Annotated in this window: 16 protein-coding genes and 1 pseudogene; 8 read left to right on the plus strand and 9 right to left on the minus strand. The window is 75.2% G+C overall.

Annotated features, from left to right (window positions below):
- Positions 1-17 precede the first annotated feature (17 nt).
- Together BS72_RS38220 and BS72_RS37200 are read right to left on the minus strand one after the other, a co-directional pair.
- The gene (locus BS72_RS38220; RefSeq protein ID WP_322942232.1) at positions 18-557 is read right to left on the minus strand and encodes a VanZ family protein; all 540 of its coding nucleotides are present in this window, start codon (positions 555-557) and stop codon (positions 18-20) included.
- 606 nt (positions 558-1,163) lie between these two features.
- Complete coding sequence (locus BS72_RS37200) at positions 1,164-1,754, minus strand: LPXTG cell wall anchor domain-containing protein (RefSeq protein ID WP_198545886.1); 591 nt, start codon at positions 1,752-1,754, stop codon at positions 1,164-1,166.
- Between the two features lie 186 nt (positions 1,755-1,940).
- On the opposite strand from BS72_RS37200, the gene BS72_RS13425 reads away from it, so the two are divergent.
- The 3 genes from BS72_RS13425 (at position 1,941) to BS72_RS13435 (ending at position 5,966) form a co-directional block, all read left to right on the plus strand.
- The gene (locus BS72_RS13425) at positions 1,941-2,489 is read left to right on the plus strand and encodes a hypothetical protein (protein ID WP_157856217.1); all 549 of its coding nucleotides are present in this window, start codon (positions 1,941-1,943) and stop codon (positions 2,487-2,489) included.
- Between the two features lie 484 nt (positions 2,490-2,973).
- Entirely contained in the window at positions 2,974-4,182 is a 1,209-nt protein-coding gene (locus BS72_RS13430; RefSeq protein WP_037910641.1) for an IS110 family RNA-guided transposase, read from the plus strand.
- A 155-nt stretch (positions 4,183-4,337) separates the two neighbouring features.
- Positions 4,338-5,966 carry a DNA repair helicase XPB gene (locus BS72_RS13435; RefSeq protein WP_037910643.1) on the plus strand — a complete coding sequence of 543 codons (1,629 nt, stop codon included), beginning with the start codon at positions 4,338-4,340 and terminating at the stop codon, positions 5,964-5,966.
- 76 nt (positions 5,967-6,042) lie between these two features.
- Here BS72_RS13435 and BS72_RS37205 read toward each other — a convergent pair whose 3' ends face one another.
- Entirely contained in the window at positions 6,043-6,213 is a 171-nt protein-coding gene (locus BS72_RS37205) for a hypothetical protein (RefSeq protein WP_198545887.1), read from the minus strand.
- A 352-nt stretch (positions 6,214-6,565) separates the two neighbouring features.
- On the opposite strand from BS72_RS37205, the gene BS72_RS13440 reads away from it, so the two are divergent.
- On the plus strand, positions 6,566-8,671 hold the full coding sequence (locus BS72_RS13440) for a HelD family protein (RefSeq protein WP_037910645.1): 2,106 nt from the start codon (positions 6,566-6,568) through the stop codon (positions 8,669-8,671).
- Between the two features lie 93 nt (positions 8,672-8,764).
- On the opposite strand, the gene BS72_RS13445 is transcribed toward BS72_RS13440, so the two are convergent.
- Together BS72_RS13445 and BS72_RS13450 are read right to left on the minus strand one after the other, a co-directional pair.
- On the minus strand, positions 8,765-9,475 hold the full coding sequence (locus tag BS72_RS13445; protein ID WP_037910646.1) for a copper homeostasis protein CutC: 711 nt from the start codon (positions 9,473-9,475) through the stop codon (positions 8,765-8,767).
- Positions 9,476-9,741: 266 nt separating this feature from the next.
- Positions 9,742-10,422 (minus strand): HD domain-containing protein, encoded by a 681-nt coding sequence (locus tag BS72_RS13450; RefSeq protein WP_037910648.1) that lies wholly within the window; start codon positions 10,420-10,422, stop codon positions 9,742-9,744.
- Positions 10,423-10,639: 217 nt separating this feature from the next.
- On the opposite strand from BS72_RS13450, the gene BS72_RS13455 reads away from it, so the two are divergent.
- A complete protein-coding gene (locus BS72_RS13455) occupies positions 10,640-11,134 on the plus strand; it encodes a glutathione peroxidase (protein WP_037910651.1) in 495 nt (164 codons plus the stop codon).
- Between the two features lie 191 nt (positions 11,135-11,325).
- Here the strand turns inward: BS72_RS13455 and murQ are convergent, their stop codons facing one another.
- The 4 genes and pseudogenes from murQ to BS72_RS39900 all read right to left on the minus strand — a co-directional run.
- The gene (gene murQ, locus BS72_RS13460) at positions 11,326-12,258 is read right to left on the minus strand and encodes an N-acetylmuramic acid 6-phosphate etherase (protein ID WP_037910653.1); all 933 of its coding nucleotides are present in this window, start codon (positions 12,256-12,258) and stop codon (positions 11,326-11,328) included.
- A 457-nt stretch (positions 12,259-12,715) separates the two neighbouring features.
- Positions 12,716-13,684 (minus strand): MurR/RpiR family transcriptional regulator, encoded by a 969-nt coding sequence (locus BS72_RS13465; RefSeq protein ID WP_078901339.1) that lies wholly within the window; start codon positions 13,682-13,684, stop codon positions 12,716-12,718.
- Positions 13,685-13,922: 238 nt separating this feature from the next.
- Positions 13,923-14,267 (minus strand): hypothetical protein, encoded by a 345-nt coding sequence (locus BS72_RS38225; protein WP_232792385.1) that lies wholly within the window; start codon positions 14,265-14,267, stop codon positions 13,923-13,925.
- Positions 14,268-14,442: 175 nt separating this feature from the next.
- A pseudogene (locus BS72_RS39900) lies at positions 14,443-14,835 on the minus strand (hypothetical protein); the annotation flags it as partial.
- Here BS72_RS39900 and BS72_RS13475 point away from each other — a divergent pair.
- From BS72_RS13475 to BS72_RS13485, 3 genes are all read left to right on the plus strand, one after another.
- Positions 14,834-15,271, plus strand: a complete 438-nt coding sequence (locus BS72_RS13475; RefSeq protein WP_051951077.1) for a hypothetical protein — start codon at positions 14,834-14,836, stop codon at positions 15,269-15,271. The pseudogene BS72_RS39900 and the gene BS72_RS13475 overlap by 2 nt on opposite strands.
- Positions 15,268-15,561 (plus strand): DUF4031 domain-containing protein, encoded by a 294-nt coding sequence (locus BS72_RS13480; protein WP_037910658.1) that lies wholly within the window; start codon positions 15,268-15,270, stop codon positions 15,559-15,561. The genes BS72_RS13475 and BS72_RS13480 overlap by 4 nt, the downstream gene beginning before the upstream one ends.
- Positions 15,562-15,928: 367 nt before the next feature.
- A complete protein-coding gene (locus BS72_RS13485) occupies positions 15,929-16,825 on the plus strand; it encodes a YhjD/YihY/BrkB family envelope integrity protein (protein WP_051951078.1) in 897 nt (298 codons plus the stop codon).
- Positions 16,826-17,186: the final 361 nt, after the last annotated feature.

Genomic DNA, 17,186 nt, shown 5'->3' on the forward strand with positions numbered 1-17,186 from the left:
CGTCCGAGGCAGGCCGGTCAGCGCGCGGGAGGGCGGGGGCCGGCGCCGAGGCCGAGGCGGTGCCACCAGTGCGTCCGCCGCGGGTGCAGGGCGCGGCCGAGACGGCGGCCGAGCGCCAGGTAGCCGAGCAGGGCGCCGGCCGTGTTGAGGATGACGTCGTCGATGTCGAAGGCGCGCCCCTCCACGAGGGTGCCCTGGGCCGTCTCCACCATCACCATCACCAGGGCGGTGAGCAGCCCCACCCGGACCAGGCCGCGGAACCTCGGGAAGAGCGTCGGCAGCAGCACCCCGAAGGGGACGCCGAGCAGCACGTTGCCGCCGATCTGCTTGACGGTGTCGCGCGTCCCGGGCTGGTCGAGGTAGGCGCGGATCGAGGCGCCGGGCCGCAGGTTCGTGTGGACCAGGGCGTCGGACGAGGGCGACGGGACGAGGGTGACCCTGGCCAGCGCCACCGCGAAGGCGACCATCCCCACCAGCAGCGCGGCCAGCACCAGCCAGCGGGCGGCGAGGCCGACGGCCGAACGGCGTTGCAGCAGCGGCCTGGAGGGCGGCGGCACCGCCACGGCCTCCCCGCGCGCGGCCTTGCGCCGGGTCGCCGCCTCCCCAACGCCCTCTCGTCCGGCTGCCGTCGAGTCCCTCCCGTTCGACGCCCACGGCAGTCGGCGGGTCCAGGCGGGCCGCCCTGCCGACCGGGCCGACGCGGCCGGCTCAACCGGTTCAACCGCTTCGGCCGCGCGGGGCTTAGCGGACCTCCCCTTCCACCAGGGCCGGTTGCGGCGGGCGTCCGACCCCGGGGACGACGACGGGGACGGGGAAGGTGATCCCGAGGACGGCCCGGAAGACCGCAAGAGGCGGCCGGGCCAGCCCCAACGCGTCGGCTTCCGCGGCGGGTTGGCGGAGGACCCGCGGGCCGGCCGACCCCGGCGCGGCGCGGCGGCCCCGGCCGTGCGGGTGGTCCTCGCCGTGCGGGTGGTCCCGGTGGACGCGCCGGCTCCGCCCGATCCGGCCGAGGGCCGCGCCGACGCCGTCCGGAAGAGTGTGTCGCGCAAGGCCATGGAGCGTTTCCCCCTCGGGTAGGCGCCGACAGGGCGGCGCCTACCCCGGGCCGGCCCCGGCACGCCCATTCACGGGCGCGCCGGGGCCGGTTTCCGGTCAGGCGGGCGTCAGCTGTGACGTCCGCGCCGGCGGGCGAGCACCACGAGCACGCCACCCGCGGCGAGCACACCGGCCGCCGAGGAGGCCGCCCACTCCAGCTGGGTCGACGAGGCACCGGTGTGCGGCAGCGACGGCGGGGTGGTGGGAGTGCTCGGGTGGTGGTGCCACGGCGGGGTGCTGGGCGGGGTGCTCGGGTGGTGGGAGGGCGGGGTGCTCGGGTGGTGGGAGGGCGGCGTCGTGGGAGGCGTCGTCGGCGGTGTGGTCGGAGGTGTGGTCGGCGGCGTCGTGGGAGGCGTCGTCGGCGGTGTCGTAGGAGGTGTGGTCGGCGGCGTCGTGGGAGGCGTCGTCGGCGGGCAGGGCCGGTGGTGCACCGGCGGGTGGGGTGGTGGCCCGGGTGGCCCGGGTGGTGGTGTGTGGGCGGCGTGGTCGGAGGCGTCGTCGGCGGTGTGGTCGGAGGTGTGGTCGGCGGCGTCGTGGGAGGCGTCGTCGGCGGGCAGGGCCGGTGGTGCACCGGCGGGTGGGGGTGGTGGACCGGGGGCGGCGCCGGGTGAGTCGTCGTCGGCGGCGTCGGCGGGGCGGGATGCGTGGACGGCGGGCACGGGTGGCTCGGCTTGGGGGACTCGCCGTAGCCGTTGCCGTTGCCGTAGCCCGGCTGGTCCGACGACGGGCTCGGGGACGGGCTCGGGGCGGCCGTGGTGTAGCCACCCGTCGGCCAGGAGGAGTCGTCGCCGCTCGGCGCGGTCGCGTCCTCGCCCGACGCGGTCGTGTCGCCGCCGGAGGCGGAGGTGTCGCTGCCCGACGCGGAGGTGTCGTCACCGGACGCGCTGGTGTCGCTGCCGGAGGCGGACGTGTCGTCACCGGACGCGCTGGTGTCGCCGCCGGTGGCGGACGTGCCATCGCCGGACACGGACGTGCCGCTGTTCGACGGGGTCGTGTCGTCGGCGCCGTTGGGCCACTGGCTGTCGTTCGGCCACTGGTCGGCGTCGGCGGCCGACGCGCCCTCCCCGCCGGCCTTCCCCGTACCGGACGACGAGGAACCGGACGAGGGACCGGACGGCTGGGCGTCCGAGCCGGTCATGGAGCGGGAGGCGGCCGAGTCGCGGCGGCTGTCCGGTGCGGCGGCGGCACCGGCGGCACCTGCCGCACCGGCCACGCGGACGGCCGACGACAGGAAGTCGGGAAGGGCTCCGGCGTCGGCCACGGCGTCCGATCGGCTGGTGTCAGTGGTCGCGGCGCCGGCGGGCGTGCCGGGCAGCAGCAGGCCGGCGGCGGCCATCACGGCCACCCCGGCCACGGCCGTGGACGCGGCGACGGCGCGGAACGGGCCCCGATGACGGGGCTCGGTGGGGGGAAGCGTCTGCTCGTGATCCATGGGGGCAGAAAACATCACATATGACTATTCATCCTGTATGCCTGGCCTTGAGTCTCTGCGAATTCCCCCCTTTGGCTGGCCCCGGCGCTCCCCCGTACCGACACCGCCCGCCCCGGTCCCGCCCCAGCCCGGGTTCCGAGTTCCCAGCCAGCACCCCGGCCGCCCCGCGAGCCACCCCGCAGTCGCCCCGTTATGTTTTTCGTGGTCCTGCAAGAGGGCCGCTGGCCTCCGGGCCCGGTATGACTTTTGCCCCCTGTCGATCGGATGACCTGGGGGGTGGTGTCACCGGGCCCGAGGGGTGCCGTCGGAGACGCTGATGAGAGGTCCGGCCGCCGCCCGGCCCGGCGCAATGCCCGGCCATCCGCGGGCGGCAGGTCTGCATAACGTGGATGCGCGAGAACGGCCCCGATGCCCAGGCCAGCAGGCAACGAGCATGTGGGGGCACGGTGATCGACACAAGCGGTGTGGGCGTCTTCCTCGGACTGGACGTCGGCAAGAGCACCCACCACGGGCACGGCCTGACGCCGACCGGCAAGACGGTCTTCGACAAGCAGCTGCCCAACAGCGAACCGAAGCTGCGGGCGGTCTTCGGCAAGCTCGCGGCGAAGTTCGGCACCGTGCTGGTGGTCGTGGACCAGCCCGCCTCGATCGGCGCCCTGCCACTGGCCGTGGCCCGCGACGCGGGCTGCCGGGTCGCCTACCTGCCGGGCCTTGCCATGCGCCGGATCGCCGACCTCTACCCGGGCGAGGCCAAGACCGACGCCAAAGACGCCGCAGTGATCGCAGACGCCGCCCGCACCATGCCCCACACCCTGCGCTCGCTGGAACTCACCGACGAGATCACCGCCGAACTCACCGTCCTCATCGGCTTCGACCAGGACCTCGCAGCAGAGGCCACCCGCACCTCCAACCGGATACGCGGCCTGCTCACCCAGTTCCACCCCAGCCTCGAACGCGTCCTGGGCCCGCGTCTGGACCACCAGGCCGTCACCTGGCTCCTGGAACGCCACGGATCCCCGACCGCCCTACGCACAGCCGGCCGCCGCAAGCTCGTCGAACTGATCCGCCCCAAGGCCCCCCGCATGGCCACCCGACTCATCGACGACATCTTCGACGCCCTCGACGAACAGACCGTCACCGTCCCCGGCACCGGCACCCTTGACATCGTCGTCCCGTCCCTGGCCCGCTCCCTCGCGGCCGTCCACGAGCAACGCCGAGCCCTGGAAGCCCAGATCAGCGAACTCCTGGAGGCCCACCCTCTTTCCCAGGTCCTGACGTCACTGCCCGGCGTCGGCGTCAGGACCGCCGCAGTCCTCCTGGTCACCGTCGGCGACGGCAGATCCTTCCCGAGCGCCGCCCACCTCGCCTCCTACGCCGGCCTGGCACCAGCGACCAGATCCTCCGGAACCTCGATCCACGGCGAGCACGCCCCCAGAAGCGGGAACCGCCAGCTCAAACGCGCGATGTTCCTCTCCGCCTTCGCCGCCCTCCACGACCCCGCCTCCCGCACCTACTACGACAAATGCCGGACCCGCGGCAAAACCCACACCCAAGCCCTCCTCCGACTCGCCCGCCACCGCATCAGCGTCCTGTTCGCCATGCTCCGCGACGGAACCTTCTACGACCCACCCCAATCCGATGCAGCCACCGCATGACCACCCCAAACTTGACGAAAGACATAGAGGCACCCCCCCGCACGGCCGCCCGCAGGCCATCCGTCGCCCTCCTCACAACGACCGTCGGCAGCCGCCGGGCCGGCGGTAGAGTGGTCTGTTCGCCCCGAACGCCGTCCCCGCCCGGAGGCCCCCGCGTGTCCTGCCTGATCGTCCAGAGCGACAAGACGCTCCTGCTGGAGGTCGACCACGAGCTGGCCGACGCGTGCCGCCGTGCCATCGCGCCCTTCGCCGAGCTGGAGCGTGCTCCGGAGCACATCCACACCTACCGGCTGACGCCGCTGGGCCTGTGGAACGCCCGCGCCGCCGGCCACGACGCCGAGCAGGTGGTGGACGCGCTCATGGAGTACTCGCGCTACCCCGTGCCGCACGCCCTGCTGGTCGACGTCGCCGAGACGATGGACCGCTACGGGCGGCTGCGGCTGTCCAAGGACCCCGCGCACGGCCTGGTGCTGACCAGCACCGACCGGCCCGTGCTGGAGGAGGTGCTGCGCTCCAAGCGGGTCCAGCCGCTGGTGGGCGCGCGGATCGACCCGGACACCGTGGTCGTCCACCCCTCCGAGCGCGGCCAGATCAAGCAGGTACTGCTGAAGCTGGGCTGGCCGGCCGAGGACCTCGCCGGGTACGTGGACGGCGAGGCGCACCCGATCGGCCTGGCCGAGGACGGCTGGAGCCTGCGCCCCTACCAGCAGCAGGCGGTGGAGAACTTCTGGCACGGCGGCTCCGGCGTCGTGGTGCTGCCCTGCGGCGCGGGCAAGACGCTGGTCGGCGCGGGCGCCATGGCCAAGGCGGAGGCGACCACGCTGATCCTGGTCACCAACACCGTCTCGGCCCGCCAGTGGAAGCACGAGCTGATCCGCCGCACCTCGCTCACCGAGGAGGAGGTCGGCGAGTACAGCGGCACCCGCAAGGAGATCCGCCCGGTCACCATCGCCACGTACCAGGTGCTGACCACGAAGCGGAAGGGCGTCTACCCGCACCTGGAGCTGTTCGACTCCCGCGACTGGGGGCTGATCGTCTACGACGAGGTGCACCTGCTGCCGGCGCCCGTCTTCAAGTTCACCGCCGACCTCCAGGCGCGCCGCCGGCTGGGCCTGACCGCCACGCTGGTCCGCGAGGACGGCCGCGAGTCGGACGTCTTCTCGCTGATCGGGCCGAAGCGGTTCGACGCGCCCTGGAAGGAGATCGAGGCGCAGGGCTACATCGCCCCGGCCGACTGCGTGGAGGTACGCGTCAACCTGACCGACTCCGAGCGGCTGGCCTACGCCACCGCCGAGCCGGAGGAGAAGTACCGCTACTGCGCCACCACCGACAGCAAGCGCCGGGTCACCGAGGCACTGGTCGCCAAGCACAAGGGGCAGCAGACCCTGGTGATCGGCCAGTACATCGACCAGCTCGACGAGCTGGGCGAGCACCTGGACGCCCCGGTGATCAAGGGCGAGACCGGCAACGCGCAGCGCGAGAAGCTCTTCGACGCCTTCCGCAACGGCGAGATCTCGGTGCTGGTCGTCTCCAAGGTGGCCAACTTCTCCATCGACCTGCCCGAGGCGACCGTGGCGATCCAGGTCTCCGGCACCTTCGGCTCCCGTCAGGAGGAGGCCCAGCGCCTCGGCCGGGTGCTGCGCCCGAAGGCCGACGGGCACGAGGCGCGCTTCTACTCGGTGGTCGCCCGCGACACCATCGACCAGGACTTCGCCGCCCACCGCCAGCGCTTCCTGGCCGAGCAGGGCTACGCCTACCGGATCGTGGACGCCGACGACCTGTGATCGCGCTCATCCAGCGGCGCGCGTCCAGCGGCGCGCGTCCAGCGGCGCGGGTTCAGCGGAGTTCAGTGGCGCGGGTTCAGTGCGGGCGGCTCTCGCTGCCGAGGACGGCGACCTCGACGGCGGCGCTGACGTAGACGCGGACCGCTCGCACGGCGTCGCCGATCCGGTGCCGGCTGTGCTCGGCACCGGTGCCGATGGCGGTGCCGCCGTGGGCGGCGGGGGCTTGGCGGAGTGCGGTGGAGGCCATGTATCCACCGTACGAAGGCAGCGGCCACGACGGCGTCGGTCCACGGACCGACTTCGCCCGGTCCCGACACCGGCCAGGGCCGTCGCAGGCCCCAGGCCCGTCTCAGGCCGTCTCGGCCGTCCCCCTGGGGGAGCGGACTCGGCCGGCCTCGTTCGGGTGACGTACCGCCCGTTCGGCGGAGCATCGGGAAAACCGGCTGGCCGTCCCCGATCGGGCGGCGTATGATCGCCCGTCTTGCCGCCTCCCCAGTTGCCGGGAGTGCCGCCGCCCGGACGGAAACCGGCCGGCCCTTCGTGACACCGCCGCGCGTACGCGACGCCGTACGCCCCACGTATCAGCCGGAGGCTCCGCCGTGCCCTCGCACGCCCCGAAACCGCCCGCCGCCCCCTCGCCGGAAGCCGGTGGGCACGGCGCCCCGCCCACCCCGGACCTGCTGCGGGTCGAGCGGGACCACCTCGCCGCCTCGCGGACGGCGCTGCGCGCGATGCGCCACGACGTGGAGTCGCTGGACATCAGCGACGTGACCGGGAACTGGGTCAACGCCAGGGTGCTGGCCGAGCAGATCGACGCCCGGATCAGGGCACTGGCGGACCTCGCCGACACCCCGCTGTTCTTCGGCCGCCTCGACTACCTGCACGCGCCGGGCGCGGCCGAGGCGGAGGGCGCGGAGGGCGAGAACTTCTACATCGGCCGCCGGCACGTCCACGACGAGCACGGCTCGCCCATGGTCATCGACTGGCGCGCGCCGGTCTCGCAGCCGTTCTACCGCGCCTCCCGCACCGAGCCGATGGACGTCCGGCTGCGCCGCCGCTTCGGCTACACCGGCGGAGAGCTGACCGCGTACGAGGACGAGCACCTCGACGACGCCGCCGAGACGCAGGTCTCCAGCCGGCTGCTCCAGGCGGAGATCGAGCGCCCGCGCGTCGGCCCGATGCGCGACATCGTCGCCACCATCCAGCCCGAGCAGGACGAGATCGTCCGCGCCGACATGTCCGGCACGGTGTGCGTGCAGGGCGGGCCGGGCACCGGCAAGACCGCCGTCGGCCTGCACCGTGTGGCCTACCTGCTCTACGCGCACCGCGAGCGGCTGGCCCGCACCGGCACGCTGGTCGTCGGACCGAACGCGTCCTTCCTGCGCTACATCGAGCAGGTGCTGCCGGCCCTCGGCGAGCTGCACGTCAAGCAGGCCACGGTGGACGGCCTGGTGGCGCACGTGCCGGTGCGGGGCACGGACCAGGCCGCCACCGCCACCCTCAAGGGCGACGCGCGGATGGCGCTGGTGCTGCGCAACGCGGTGCGTTCGGGCATCCGGATGCCGACCGAGCCGGTCATGGTGGTGCGCGGGTCGCGCCGCTGGCGGGTGGCGGCGTACGAGCTGGAGGAGATCGTCCGCGAGATGGCCGCGCGCGACATCCGGTACGGCGCCGCCCGGGAGGCGCTGCCGCAGCGGATCGCGCACCTGGTGCTGGTGCGGATGGAGCACGCCGGGGAGGCGCCCGACGACCGGGTGCAGGACGCGGTGGCCCGCAACGCCGCGGTGAAGGCGGCCGTCAAGGAGTGCTGGCCGGCCGTCGACCCGAAGAAGCTGGTGCTGCGGCTGCTGTCGGAGCCGGAGTTCCTGGCCTCGTGCGCGGACGGGGTGCTGACGGAGGAGGAGCAGCGGCTGCTGCTGTGGGAGAAGCCGGCCCGGGGGGTGGCCTCGGCCCGCTGGTCGGCGGCGGACGCGGTGCTGATCGACGAGGCCGCGGACCTGGTCCAGCGCACCCCGTCGCTGGGCCACGTGGTGCTGGACGAGGCGCAGGACCTGTCGCCGATGCAGTACCGGGCGGTGGGCCGGCGCTGCTCGACGGGGTCGGCGACCGTGCTCGGCGACCTGGCGCAGGGCACCACGCCGTGGGCGACCGGGGCGTGGCGGGAGGCGCTGGAGCACCTGGGCAAGCCGGAGGCCCGGGTGGAGGAGCTGACCCGCGGCTTCCGCGTGCCGCGCGAGGTGATCGCGTACGCCTCGCGGCTGCTGCCGGCCATCGCGCCGGGGCTGGCGCCGGCCACCTCGGTCCGGGAGTCGCGCGGCGCGCTGTCCGTGCGGCAGGTGGCGCCGGACGCGCTGGACGCGGCGGTGCTGGCGGCCTGCCGGGACTCCCTGGAGCAGGAGGGGTCGATCGGCCTGATCGCCGCGGACGCCCGGCTGCCGGAGCTGGCGGCCGCGCTGGCCGCGGACGGCCTGCCGTACCTGGAGCCCGGTGAGGAGACCTCGGCGCAGGCCCGCCTCACGCTGGTGCCGGCCTCGCTGGCCAAGGGCCTGGAGTACGACTACGTGGTGCTGGACGACCCGGCCGCGATCGTGGCCGGGGAGCCCGACACCCGGACCGGGCTGCGCCGGCTGTACGTGTGCCTGACCCGTCCGGTGTCGGGGCTCACGGTGGTGCACGCCGACCCGCTCCCGGACGCGCTGGTCTGAGCAGCTGACGGCCTGGGGCACGGCTCGGGTACCGCCCCCGGGCGCCGGGGCGGTTGAGGGGCCCGGTCGAGGGGCCCGGTCGAGGGGCCCGGTTCAGGCGACGGTCACGGGCGCGTCGACGGCCTCGCGCCAGGCCCGGACGGCCGCGGCGTCGACCGGGCCGGCCCAGCCGTCCCGGCGGACGGCGCCGCCCACGTGGAAGGCGTCCACCCCGGCCGCGCGCAGGGCCGGCACGTGGTCGAGCAGCAGCCCGCCGCCGACCAGCAGCCGGGGCTCGTAGCCGGGTTCGCCGTCGCGGGCCGCCTCCGCGCGCAGCACGTCCAGGCCGGCGCTGACACCCTCGGCCGAGCCGGCCGTGAGGTAGGCGTCCAGGCCGGGCAGGCCGGCGAGCTGGAGGCGCAGCGCGTCGCGGTCGACGGCCCGGTCGATGGCCCGGTGGAACGTCCAGGCGCAGCCCTCTATGACGTCGACCAGCGCGTAGACGGCGTCCATGTCGGCGTGGCCGCGCCCGTCCAGGAAGCCGAGGACGAACTCCTCGGCGCCCTCCGTGCGCAGTTCCTGCGCGGTCTCGCACAGGACGTCCAGCTCCTCGGCGCTTCCGGCGGCGAAGCCGTCGGACAGCCGCAGCATCACCCGCAGCGGCAGCGTGACCGCGGCCCTGATCCGGGCGAAGGCCGCGCGGGAGGGGGTCAGGCCGTCGGCCTCCATGGCGGCGACCAGTTCGAGGCGGTCCGCCCCGCCGTCCTGGGCCGCGCGCGCGTCCCGCGCGTTGAGGGCGATCACCTCGACGACTGGTCTAGACATATGAGCAAGGGTGCCACAGGGCGCCCTTCCGCAACAGCCGTCCAACCGTGATCCGCCCGCGCGCGGGCCCCACGCGGTACCCTGCGGCCCGCACACGTCCGGTACGGGCCCGCTTCGGATGCCGTTCCACCCGATTCCTGTGCGGCAAGGACCGGTTGAGGCCGGTTCGGGCGCGTTTCGGTCCCACCCCTGCACGAGAAGCAGGCCCGGGCAGCAGGCCGGGCCGGGGCCCGGTCAGCCCAGACTCGGTTCCGTTCAGGCCCGGTTCACGCCTCCAGCAGCTCCAGCTCCGTCGCCATGTTCCGGCGGGCCACCGACTCCCAGTGGTCGAAGCCGTAGTCGGTGCGGAACAGCCGCGGCAGGCCGAGGAGATGGCGCAGCACCGCGGCCCGGCCGGCGCGGAACCGCGGGTCGGGCACGAAGGCGTACTCCTCGCGCACGGCGGCCGCGTAGGCGGCGTAGTCGGCCGGGTCGCCGGCCAGTACGGAGAGGTCGGCGTCGCACAGCACCTCGCCGTCGGCGTCCCCGTCGGCCGGGTCGTGGTCCACCGTCAGCCGTACCAGCCGGGCCACCTCGGCGGTGCGCCAGGCGTCCACCCCGGCCTCGGACAGCGCGCGCGTGGCGAGGGCGGCGCTGCGCTCCTCGTTCTCGTCGCGGTCGGGCCGGTAGACGGCGTCGTGGAACCAGGCCGCGAGGGCCACCGCGTCCGGGTCGTGCGCGTAGGCGGTCAGCTCGGCGGCCCGGCCGAGGACCGCGACCAGGTGGTCCAGCGTGTGGTAGCGCCGCTGCGGCTCGGCCCAGCGGGCGAGCAGTTCCCGGCCGTAGACGGCGGGTTCGGGGGCCTGCGCGTCCGCTGACTGGCAGCGCCGCAGCAGCTCGCACCACTCGGCGAGCAGGGCCTCGTAGCGGGGGTGAGCAGCGGCTCGGCTGTCGGGCATGCGGATCATTGTGCGGCATGACACGCCGCTCGGTGACATCGGACCCGAGTGGCCTGAATCCGCCGTTCCGCCGGGCCCGTGACCGGCCCGGCTCTCCTGTCACGGGCGTACCCAGGCACCTCGGCGGACCCTCGCGCGGGCCGGCAAGAGGCCGGGAAGAGGCCGGGAAGGGACCGGGACGGGGCCGGGACGGGGGTACGGCGGCGGGCGCGCGCATGATGGAGGCATGAGCGATCTCACCACCCTGCCCCTGACCACCCTTTCCGGCGAGCCCACCACCTTCGGCGGCCTGACCGGCGGCAAGCCCGCCCTCGTGGTGAACGTGGCCAGCCGCTGCGGCCTCACCCCCCAGTACGAGGCCCTGGAGGCGCTCCACCGCGAGCTGTCCGGCAGCGGCTTCACCGTCGTCGGCTTCCCCTGCAACCAGTTCGGCGGCCAGGAGCCCGGCACCTCCGAGGAGATCGCCGAGTTCTGCTCGGCGACCTACGGCGTGACCTTCCCCATGGCCGGCAAGATCGACGTCAACGGCCCCGACCGGCACCCCGTCTACGAGGTGCTGACCGGGCACCCGGACGCGGCGGGCGAGGCCGGCGACGTCCAGTGGAACTTCGAGAAGTTCCTGGTGGACGCCGACGGCCGGGTCGTGGCCCGGTTCCGCCCGCGCACCGAGCCGGACGCCCCCGAGGTGCGGGCCGCCGTGGCGGAACTGCTCTCCGCCTGAGCGGCGGCACCGCTGTCGCGGCGGTACGGCGGTGCGGGGTACGGCGGACCCGCGCCGTAGCCGGGCCGCACGGCCGGTGGAGCGGGCCCGCACGCCGGGCCCGCTCCACCCCTTTCGGCTGCTCCGGCTGCTCCGGCTGCTCCGGCTGCTCCGGCTCCTCCCCCGTTCCGGAGGCCGCCGGCCGCCCGGGCTCAGCGGTGCGCGGCCTCCAGCGCCGCCCGCAGGTGGCCGCCGGACTCGGCGAGCAGCCGCGCGGCGGTCCCGGCGTCCACCTGTGCGAGCAGCGTGAGGATGGCCGGCTTCACCTCGCCGTCGGTGGCGGTCAGCGCCTCCTCGATGGCCTCGTCGGGCGCCCCGGTGGCCAGCGCGACGATCCGCCGGGAGCGCGCCCGCAGCTTCTCGTTGGAGGCGCGCACGTCCACCATGAGGTTCCCGTAGGTCTTGCCCAGCCGGATCATGGTGATCGTCGAGAGCATGTTCAGCACCAGCTTCTGCGCGGTGCCGGCCTTCAGCCGGGTGGAGCCGGAGACGATCTCGGCGCCCACCACCACCTCGATCCCGTGGTCCGCCGCCGCGGCCAGCGGGGAGCCGGCGTTGCAGGCGAGCCCGACCGTCAGGGCTCCGACGGAGCGGGCGTACTCCACGGCGCCCACCGCGTAGGGGGTGCGGCCGGAGGCGGAGACGCCGACGACGGTGTCGGCGGCCGTGACGCCGAGCTGCCGGAGGTCGGCCGCGGCCAGCTCCGGGCTGTCCTCGGCGCCCTCGATCGAGGTGATGATGGCCTGCGGGCCGCCGGCGATCAGGCCCACCACCTCGCCGCCCGGGGTGGTGTTGAAGGTCGGCGGGCACTCGCTGGCGTCGAGCACCCCGAGCCGTCCGGCGGTGCCGGCCCCGGCGTAGACCAGCCGGCCGCCGCGCGCCATGCGCTCGGCGATGCCGTCGATGGCCGCGGCGATCCGCGGCAGCTCGCCGGCGACCGCGGCCGGCACGCTCTGGTCCTCGCCGTTCATGATCCGAGCGATGTCCAGGGTGGTCAACCGGTCGATCTCGGCGAGGTCCGGCCGGAACGCCTCGGTGGTCAGCGTCTCCAACTCCCGGCGCAGGTCGGTGTACTGGTCGGTCATGTGCGGCTCGTTCATCCTTTGGGCATCGGTGCGGCGGTGGGGGTCGCCGCGCACCACGGGGTCGTCAGCATCACGGGGTCGTGAGTGGATCGTACGGAAGGCTGCGTATGGGCGGCTGTGCGCCGCTCTGGTCGGGTTCGGACCGCTTCGGGCGGCGCGTCCGGGCGGACGCCCCCTTCCCGGCTCCCGACGGTGGGCGCGGCCCGGCCCGCGGTCCGCCGCGACGCGCGCCGGGCCCGCGAGACGGCGGAGCAGCGGGGCAGCGGAGGCAGCCGGGGCAGCGGGGCGCGGACGGGACGGCGGTTGACGGACGGCAGGACGGCGGCCGGGGGGACGACCCGGGGCGTCCGTTCTCCCGCCGCCCGGCGGCCTCCGCCCGTCACCTGTGCCACCCCACCCCGCCACCCCGCCGTCCCGGTCCGCCGCCGCCGCTCGTCCGCTCCTTCGATCAGCCGGTTCAGCGGCCGCGTGCGCCCCGGGCGGTGTGCCGGTGCGCCAGGGCCTCGTAGGAGGCGGACAGCGCCGGGGCGGCCGCGTCGTAGGTGCGCTGCGCGACGCCGATGAACAGGCAGTCGACGACGAGGAGTTGCCCGGTCCGGCTGGACATCGCGGCCGGCCGCAGCTCGGTCTCGCGGGAACAGGAGGTGGTGAGCACGATGTCGGCGTACTGCGTGACCGGGGAGTCGGAGCGGCCGGTGATCGCGATGGTGGTGGCGCCGCGCTCGAAGGCGGCCCGCAGCGGCTCGATCACGTCGTAGGTGTTGCCCGAGTGGGTGATCGCCAACGCCACGTCGCCGCCGCGCAGTTGCACGGCGTTGGTGACCGCCAGGTGCGGGTCCACGTGGGCGTGCGCGATCAGCCCTATGCGCAGCAGCTTCTGCGCGAGGTCCTGGCCGACCAGGCCGGAGGCGGCGATCCCGTACACGTCGGTGCGCCGTGCGGCGGCCAACGCCGCTACGGCGGCCTCCAGTTGGACGGTGTCGAGCTGCGACGCGGTGTCCGCGAGCGTCTGCTGCTCCTCCAGCGCGAGCTTGGTGACGACGTCGGCGAGCGGGTCGTCGACGGCGATGTCGGCGGTGACCGCGGGCGCCGCGCCGGTGGCCTGCTGTGCGGCCAGCGCGGCCAGCGCCAGCCGCAGGTCCCGGTAGCCGGGGTAGCCCAGCAGCCGCGCGGTGCGTACGACAGTGGCCTCGGAGGTGCCGGTGTGCACGGCCAGGGCGGTGACGGTGAGGTGGGAGCAGCCGGCCGGGTCGCTCGCGACGGCCTCCGCGACCCGCTGCATGGAGCGGGTCATGGAGGGGGCGAGGGTGCGGACCTTGGCGGCCAGGGCCCCCGGGTCGGGGGGCGTGACAGGGGCGACGGGCGCGCCGGGGACGCGGAGCGCGCGCACGTTCGGTGAGAAAGTTTCCTTCACGCTGTAGGTCACCCAATGAAAGGTATTTTCATGCCCCCGGAGGCGTCAAGCCCCCGGCCCGCCGATCCGGACGGCCCGTACGCCCCCTCCCGGGCCGCCGACGGGCCCACCGGAGCGCCGCTCACGCCTCGGCGGCTCCTCAAGGTGACACTCAGGTCACGCACGGCGTGGCGCAGTGGCGCTCCGACCTGCACCATGCCAAGCGGGGCCGACCGGGCCCGCGGGCGGTACGCACCCCGGTGGGCCCGGGTCAGCTCCCCGAACCGGCCACCGGGCCACCGTCCGGGGCGCCCTCGTCGTCCAGCAGCGCGCGCAGCGCGGGCCGCAGCAGGGCGGCCGCACGGGCGGCCTCGGCCTCCCGCAGCACGGGGAGCTCCAGGAGCTGGTGGGCGATGGTGACGCCCAGGACGGCGGCGACCGACAGGGCGGCTCGCAGCTCCACGTCCCCGTCGGCGGCCGCGCTCGCCTCGCTTCCGGCGGCTCCGCCGTCCGCCCGGCCATCGCGCCGGCCCTCGCGCAGGCCCTCGCCGACCGCCCGTACCTGCCGGCCCAGCGCCTCGCGCGCCCGCTCCGCGCTGGCGGGGTCGGTGAGCATCGAGCGCAGCATGGCGAGCGTCGCCTCGGGCAGCCCGCCGAGCTTGAGGCCCAGCGAGGGCGAGCAGGTGGTCGACCAGGGCGTCCGGGCCCGCGCCGTGCGGAACCGTCTCCCCGCCCCGGATCGCCGCGGCGAACAGCCCCCGCTTGGTGCCGAAGTACTGCATGACGAGCGAGGGGTCGACCTCGGCCGCCGTCGCGACGGCCCGGATCGTGGTGCGCTCGAAGCCGCGCTCGGGTACCGCGCCGCCTGGGGGGCGATGCCGGCGGCGGTCCTGGACATCGAGGAGGTCTCCTTCCACGAGACCGCCGACCCCGGGGTGGTCGTGGCCGAGCAGGTGGTGGTGGCCGCGCCGCCCGGCGGGGCCGCTTTCCGGGTGCCGGGCCTGCTCGTCATCGAGGTCCGCGGCGGTCTGATCCGCCGGACCCGCGACTACGTCGACGCACTGGCCGTCCGCCCCGGCCCGGCCGCCGGGCAGCCGCTCCGGGCGGGCAGTGCCGCGGGCGGGCGGGCCGTCGCCGGGGGCCGTGGCGCGGCTTCCGGGCCGGGGCGGCGAGAATGGACGCATGGACAACGGCCACGACGACGCCCCGAACAGCCCCGGTACCCCCGACGGGCGGGACGCCGAGGCCGTGCTGCACCGCGCCCGCGCCCGCGTGCTGGCCGACCTCACCGCGCGCGGCGCCGCCGGGCCGGAGGCCGTCTCGATGCTGGAGGAGGCGGTCAGCTCCCGCCGCTGGTGGCTGGAGCAGTGGGCGGACGGCGCCGAGTTCGTCCCCGGGCTGGTGGCCCAGGACGTGCAGGACGCGCTGCTGGAGGTGTTCGGCCGCTGGCCGCTGTGCCCGCTGTGCGACGACCCGCACGCCCTCGCGGTGGAGCCGGAGCTGGGCCCCGACCCGCACTGGGTGTGCGAGGCGCGCGGGGTCGGGATCGCCCCGGTCGGCTCCCTCGGAGCCGGCCCGGACGAACCGCGGGGGCCGCAGGAGCCGCGGGAGCCCCGGTGACCGTGTACATCGACCCGCCGACCTGGCCCGGCCACGGACGGTTGTGGTCGCACATGGTGAGCGACGCCTCCTACGAGGAGCTGCACGCGTTCGCCGACCGCCTCGGCGTCCCGCCGCGCGCCTTCGAGCGGGACCACTACGACATCGCGCAGACCCGGTACGCGGCCGCGGTGGCCCTCGGCGCGGTCCCCGTCGGCTCGAAGGAGCTGGTGCGCCGCCTCACCGGCGCCGGCCTGCGCCGCCGCAAGTACCAGGGCGGCGGCGCACCGGCCGGCTCCGCCTCCGCGTAGCGGCACCCGGCACCGTCCCGGCGCGCGGCCCTTCTCGGACCGCGCGCCGTCCGCTCGCCGTCCACTCCCTGCCCGCTCCCTGCCCGCTCCCCGCCTGCTCCCCGCCTGCTCGCCGCCTGCTCGCCGTCCGCCGGGCGGCCGGATCGGGAACAGCGCGCGGCAACGGGATGAACTGGACGGCCAGAACGGGCCGTTCCCGGCAGTTCGCCCCCATGGGCCGCGTACACCGGCGTTGTTGGCGTCCAATAGTGTGCACTGCGGCCGGTCCACGTCGTACGGTGCCGCAACGACCACGAGTGGGACCCGAGTTGCGCACCGGCGAGTCCAGCGGGTATCCACAGCGGGTGACGCTGGGAGAAGGTGAGCCATGGCGCTGGTGACAGGTGTGTGGAAGCGGTCCGCGATCGGACGGTTCGCGAAGCAGGCCGCCCACATCGAGCTGCTGAACCGTGCGATGGGCTTCGCCGCGCTCGGCTTCGTGACCCTGATGCCGCTGCTGGTGGTGGTCGCCGCGGCGACTCCGTGGGAGCACCGGCCGGGCTTCGCGCAGTGGGTGGTCGACGGCATGGGCCTGGACGCGCAGAGCGCGCACGGGCTGCGCGAGCTCTTCGCCGCGCCCACCAACGTGCTCAGCGCCACCAGCGCGTGGAGCCTGGCCTCGCTGGCGTACTTCGGGCTCTCCTTCGCGGCGAGCGTGGAGACCGGCTACCGCAAGATCTGGGACCTGCCGGCCGGACCGTGGCACCGGGACTGGCGGCGCACCGTCTGGCTGGCGGTGCTGACCGGGTACCTGTTCTGCGAGTCGCAGAGCGCGGCGGTGCTGGGCAGCGGGCCGATGCGGGCCGGGCTGCGGCTGGTGCTGACCTTCGTGCTGGGCGTGCTCTTCTTCGCCTGGGGGCAGCGCTTCCTGCTCTACGGAGGCGTGACCCTGCGGACGGCGCTGCCGGGCGCGGTGTGCACGATGGTGGGGCTGGCCGGGCTGCGGGTGGTCTCGCACCTGATCTTCGCCCAGATGATGGTCTCCAACGCGGGCGCCTACGGCCCGGTGGGCACGGTGCTCACCGTGGTGAGCTGGCTGGTCGGGGTGGGCTTCGTGGTCTTCGGCGGCGCGCTGGTGGGCCGCCACATGCGCGACAGCCGCATCCTGCGCCTCGGCGCCGAGATCCCGCGGCCGCAGCAGCCCGAGGGCTGGTTCGAGCAGCCCGAGGACGAGCCGGCGGTGCTGCGCTGGCGCTCCGACGGCCAGGGCGGCGCGGCGGAGTGACCCGCCGGCCGGAGTGACCCGCCGGCCGGAGTGACCCGCGGACCCGCCCGCTCGACGGGACGGGGTCCGCGACAGGACGGGTCCGCGACGGCTCCCAACCCGCGCACCGCGTCCGCCCGTCCGGCGCGACGCCCAGCGCGGCCGACACGATGTCCGCCCCGTCCAGCGCGTCCGACACCATGTCCATGTCCGCCCCGTCCAGCGCGTCCAGCGCGTACGGCACGTCCGGCGCGACGTCCAGCACGTCCGGCGCGCCCAGGACGCCCGCGGCCGACGGCCGCGACCCCCACGACGGCCGCCACGGCCCGGCGGACAAGACGGCGGCGCCGCCCTCCCCCAGCGGGGAGGGCGGCGCCGTCGG

It is taken from the genome of Actinacidiphila yeochonensis CN732 (genome assembly GCF_000745345.1).
In the GTDB taxonomy this organism is placed as follows: domain Bacteria; phylum Actinomycetota; class Actinomycetes; order Streptomycetales; family Streptomycetaceae; genus Actinacidiphila; species Actinacidiphila yeochonensis.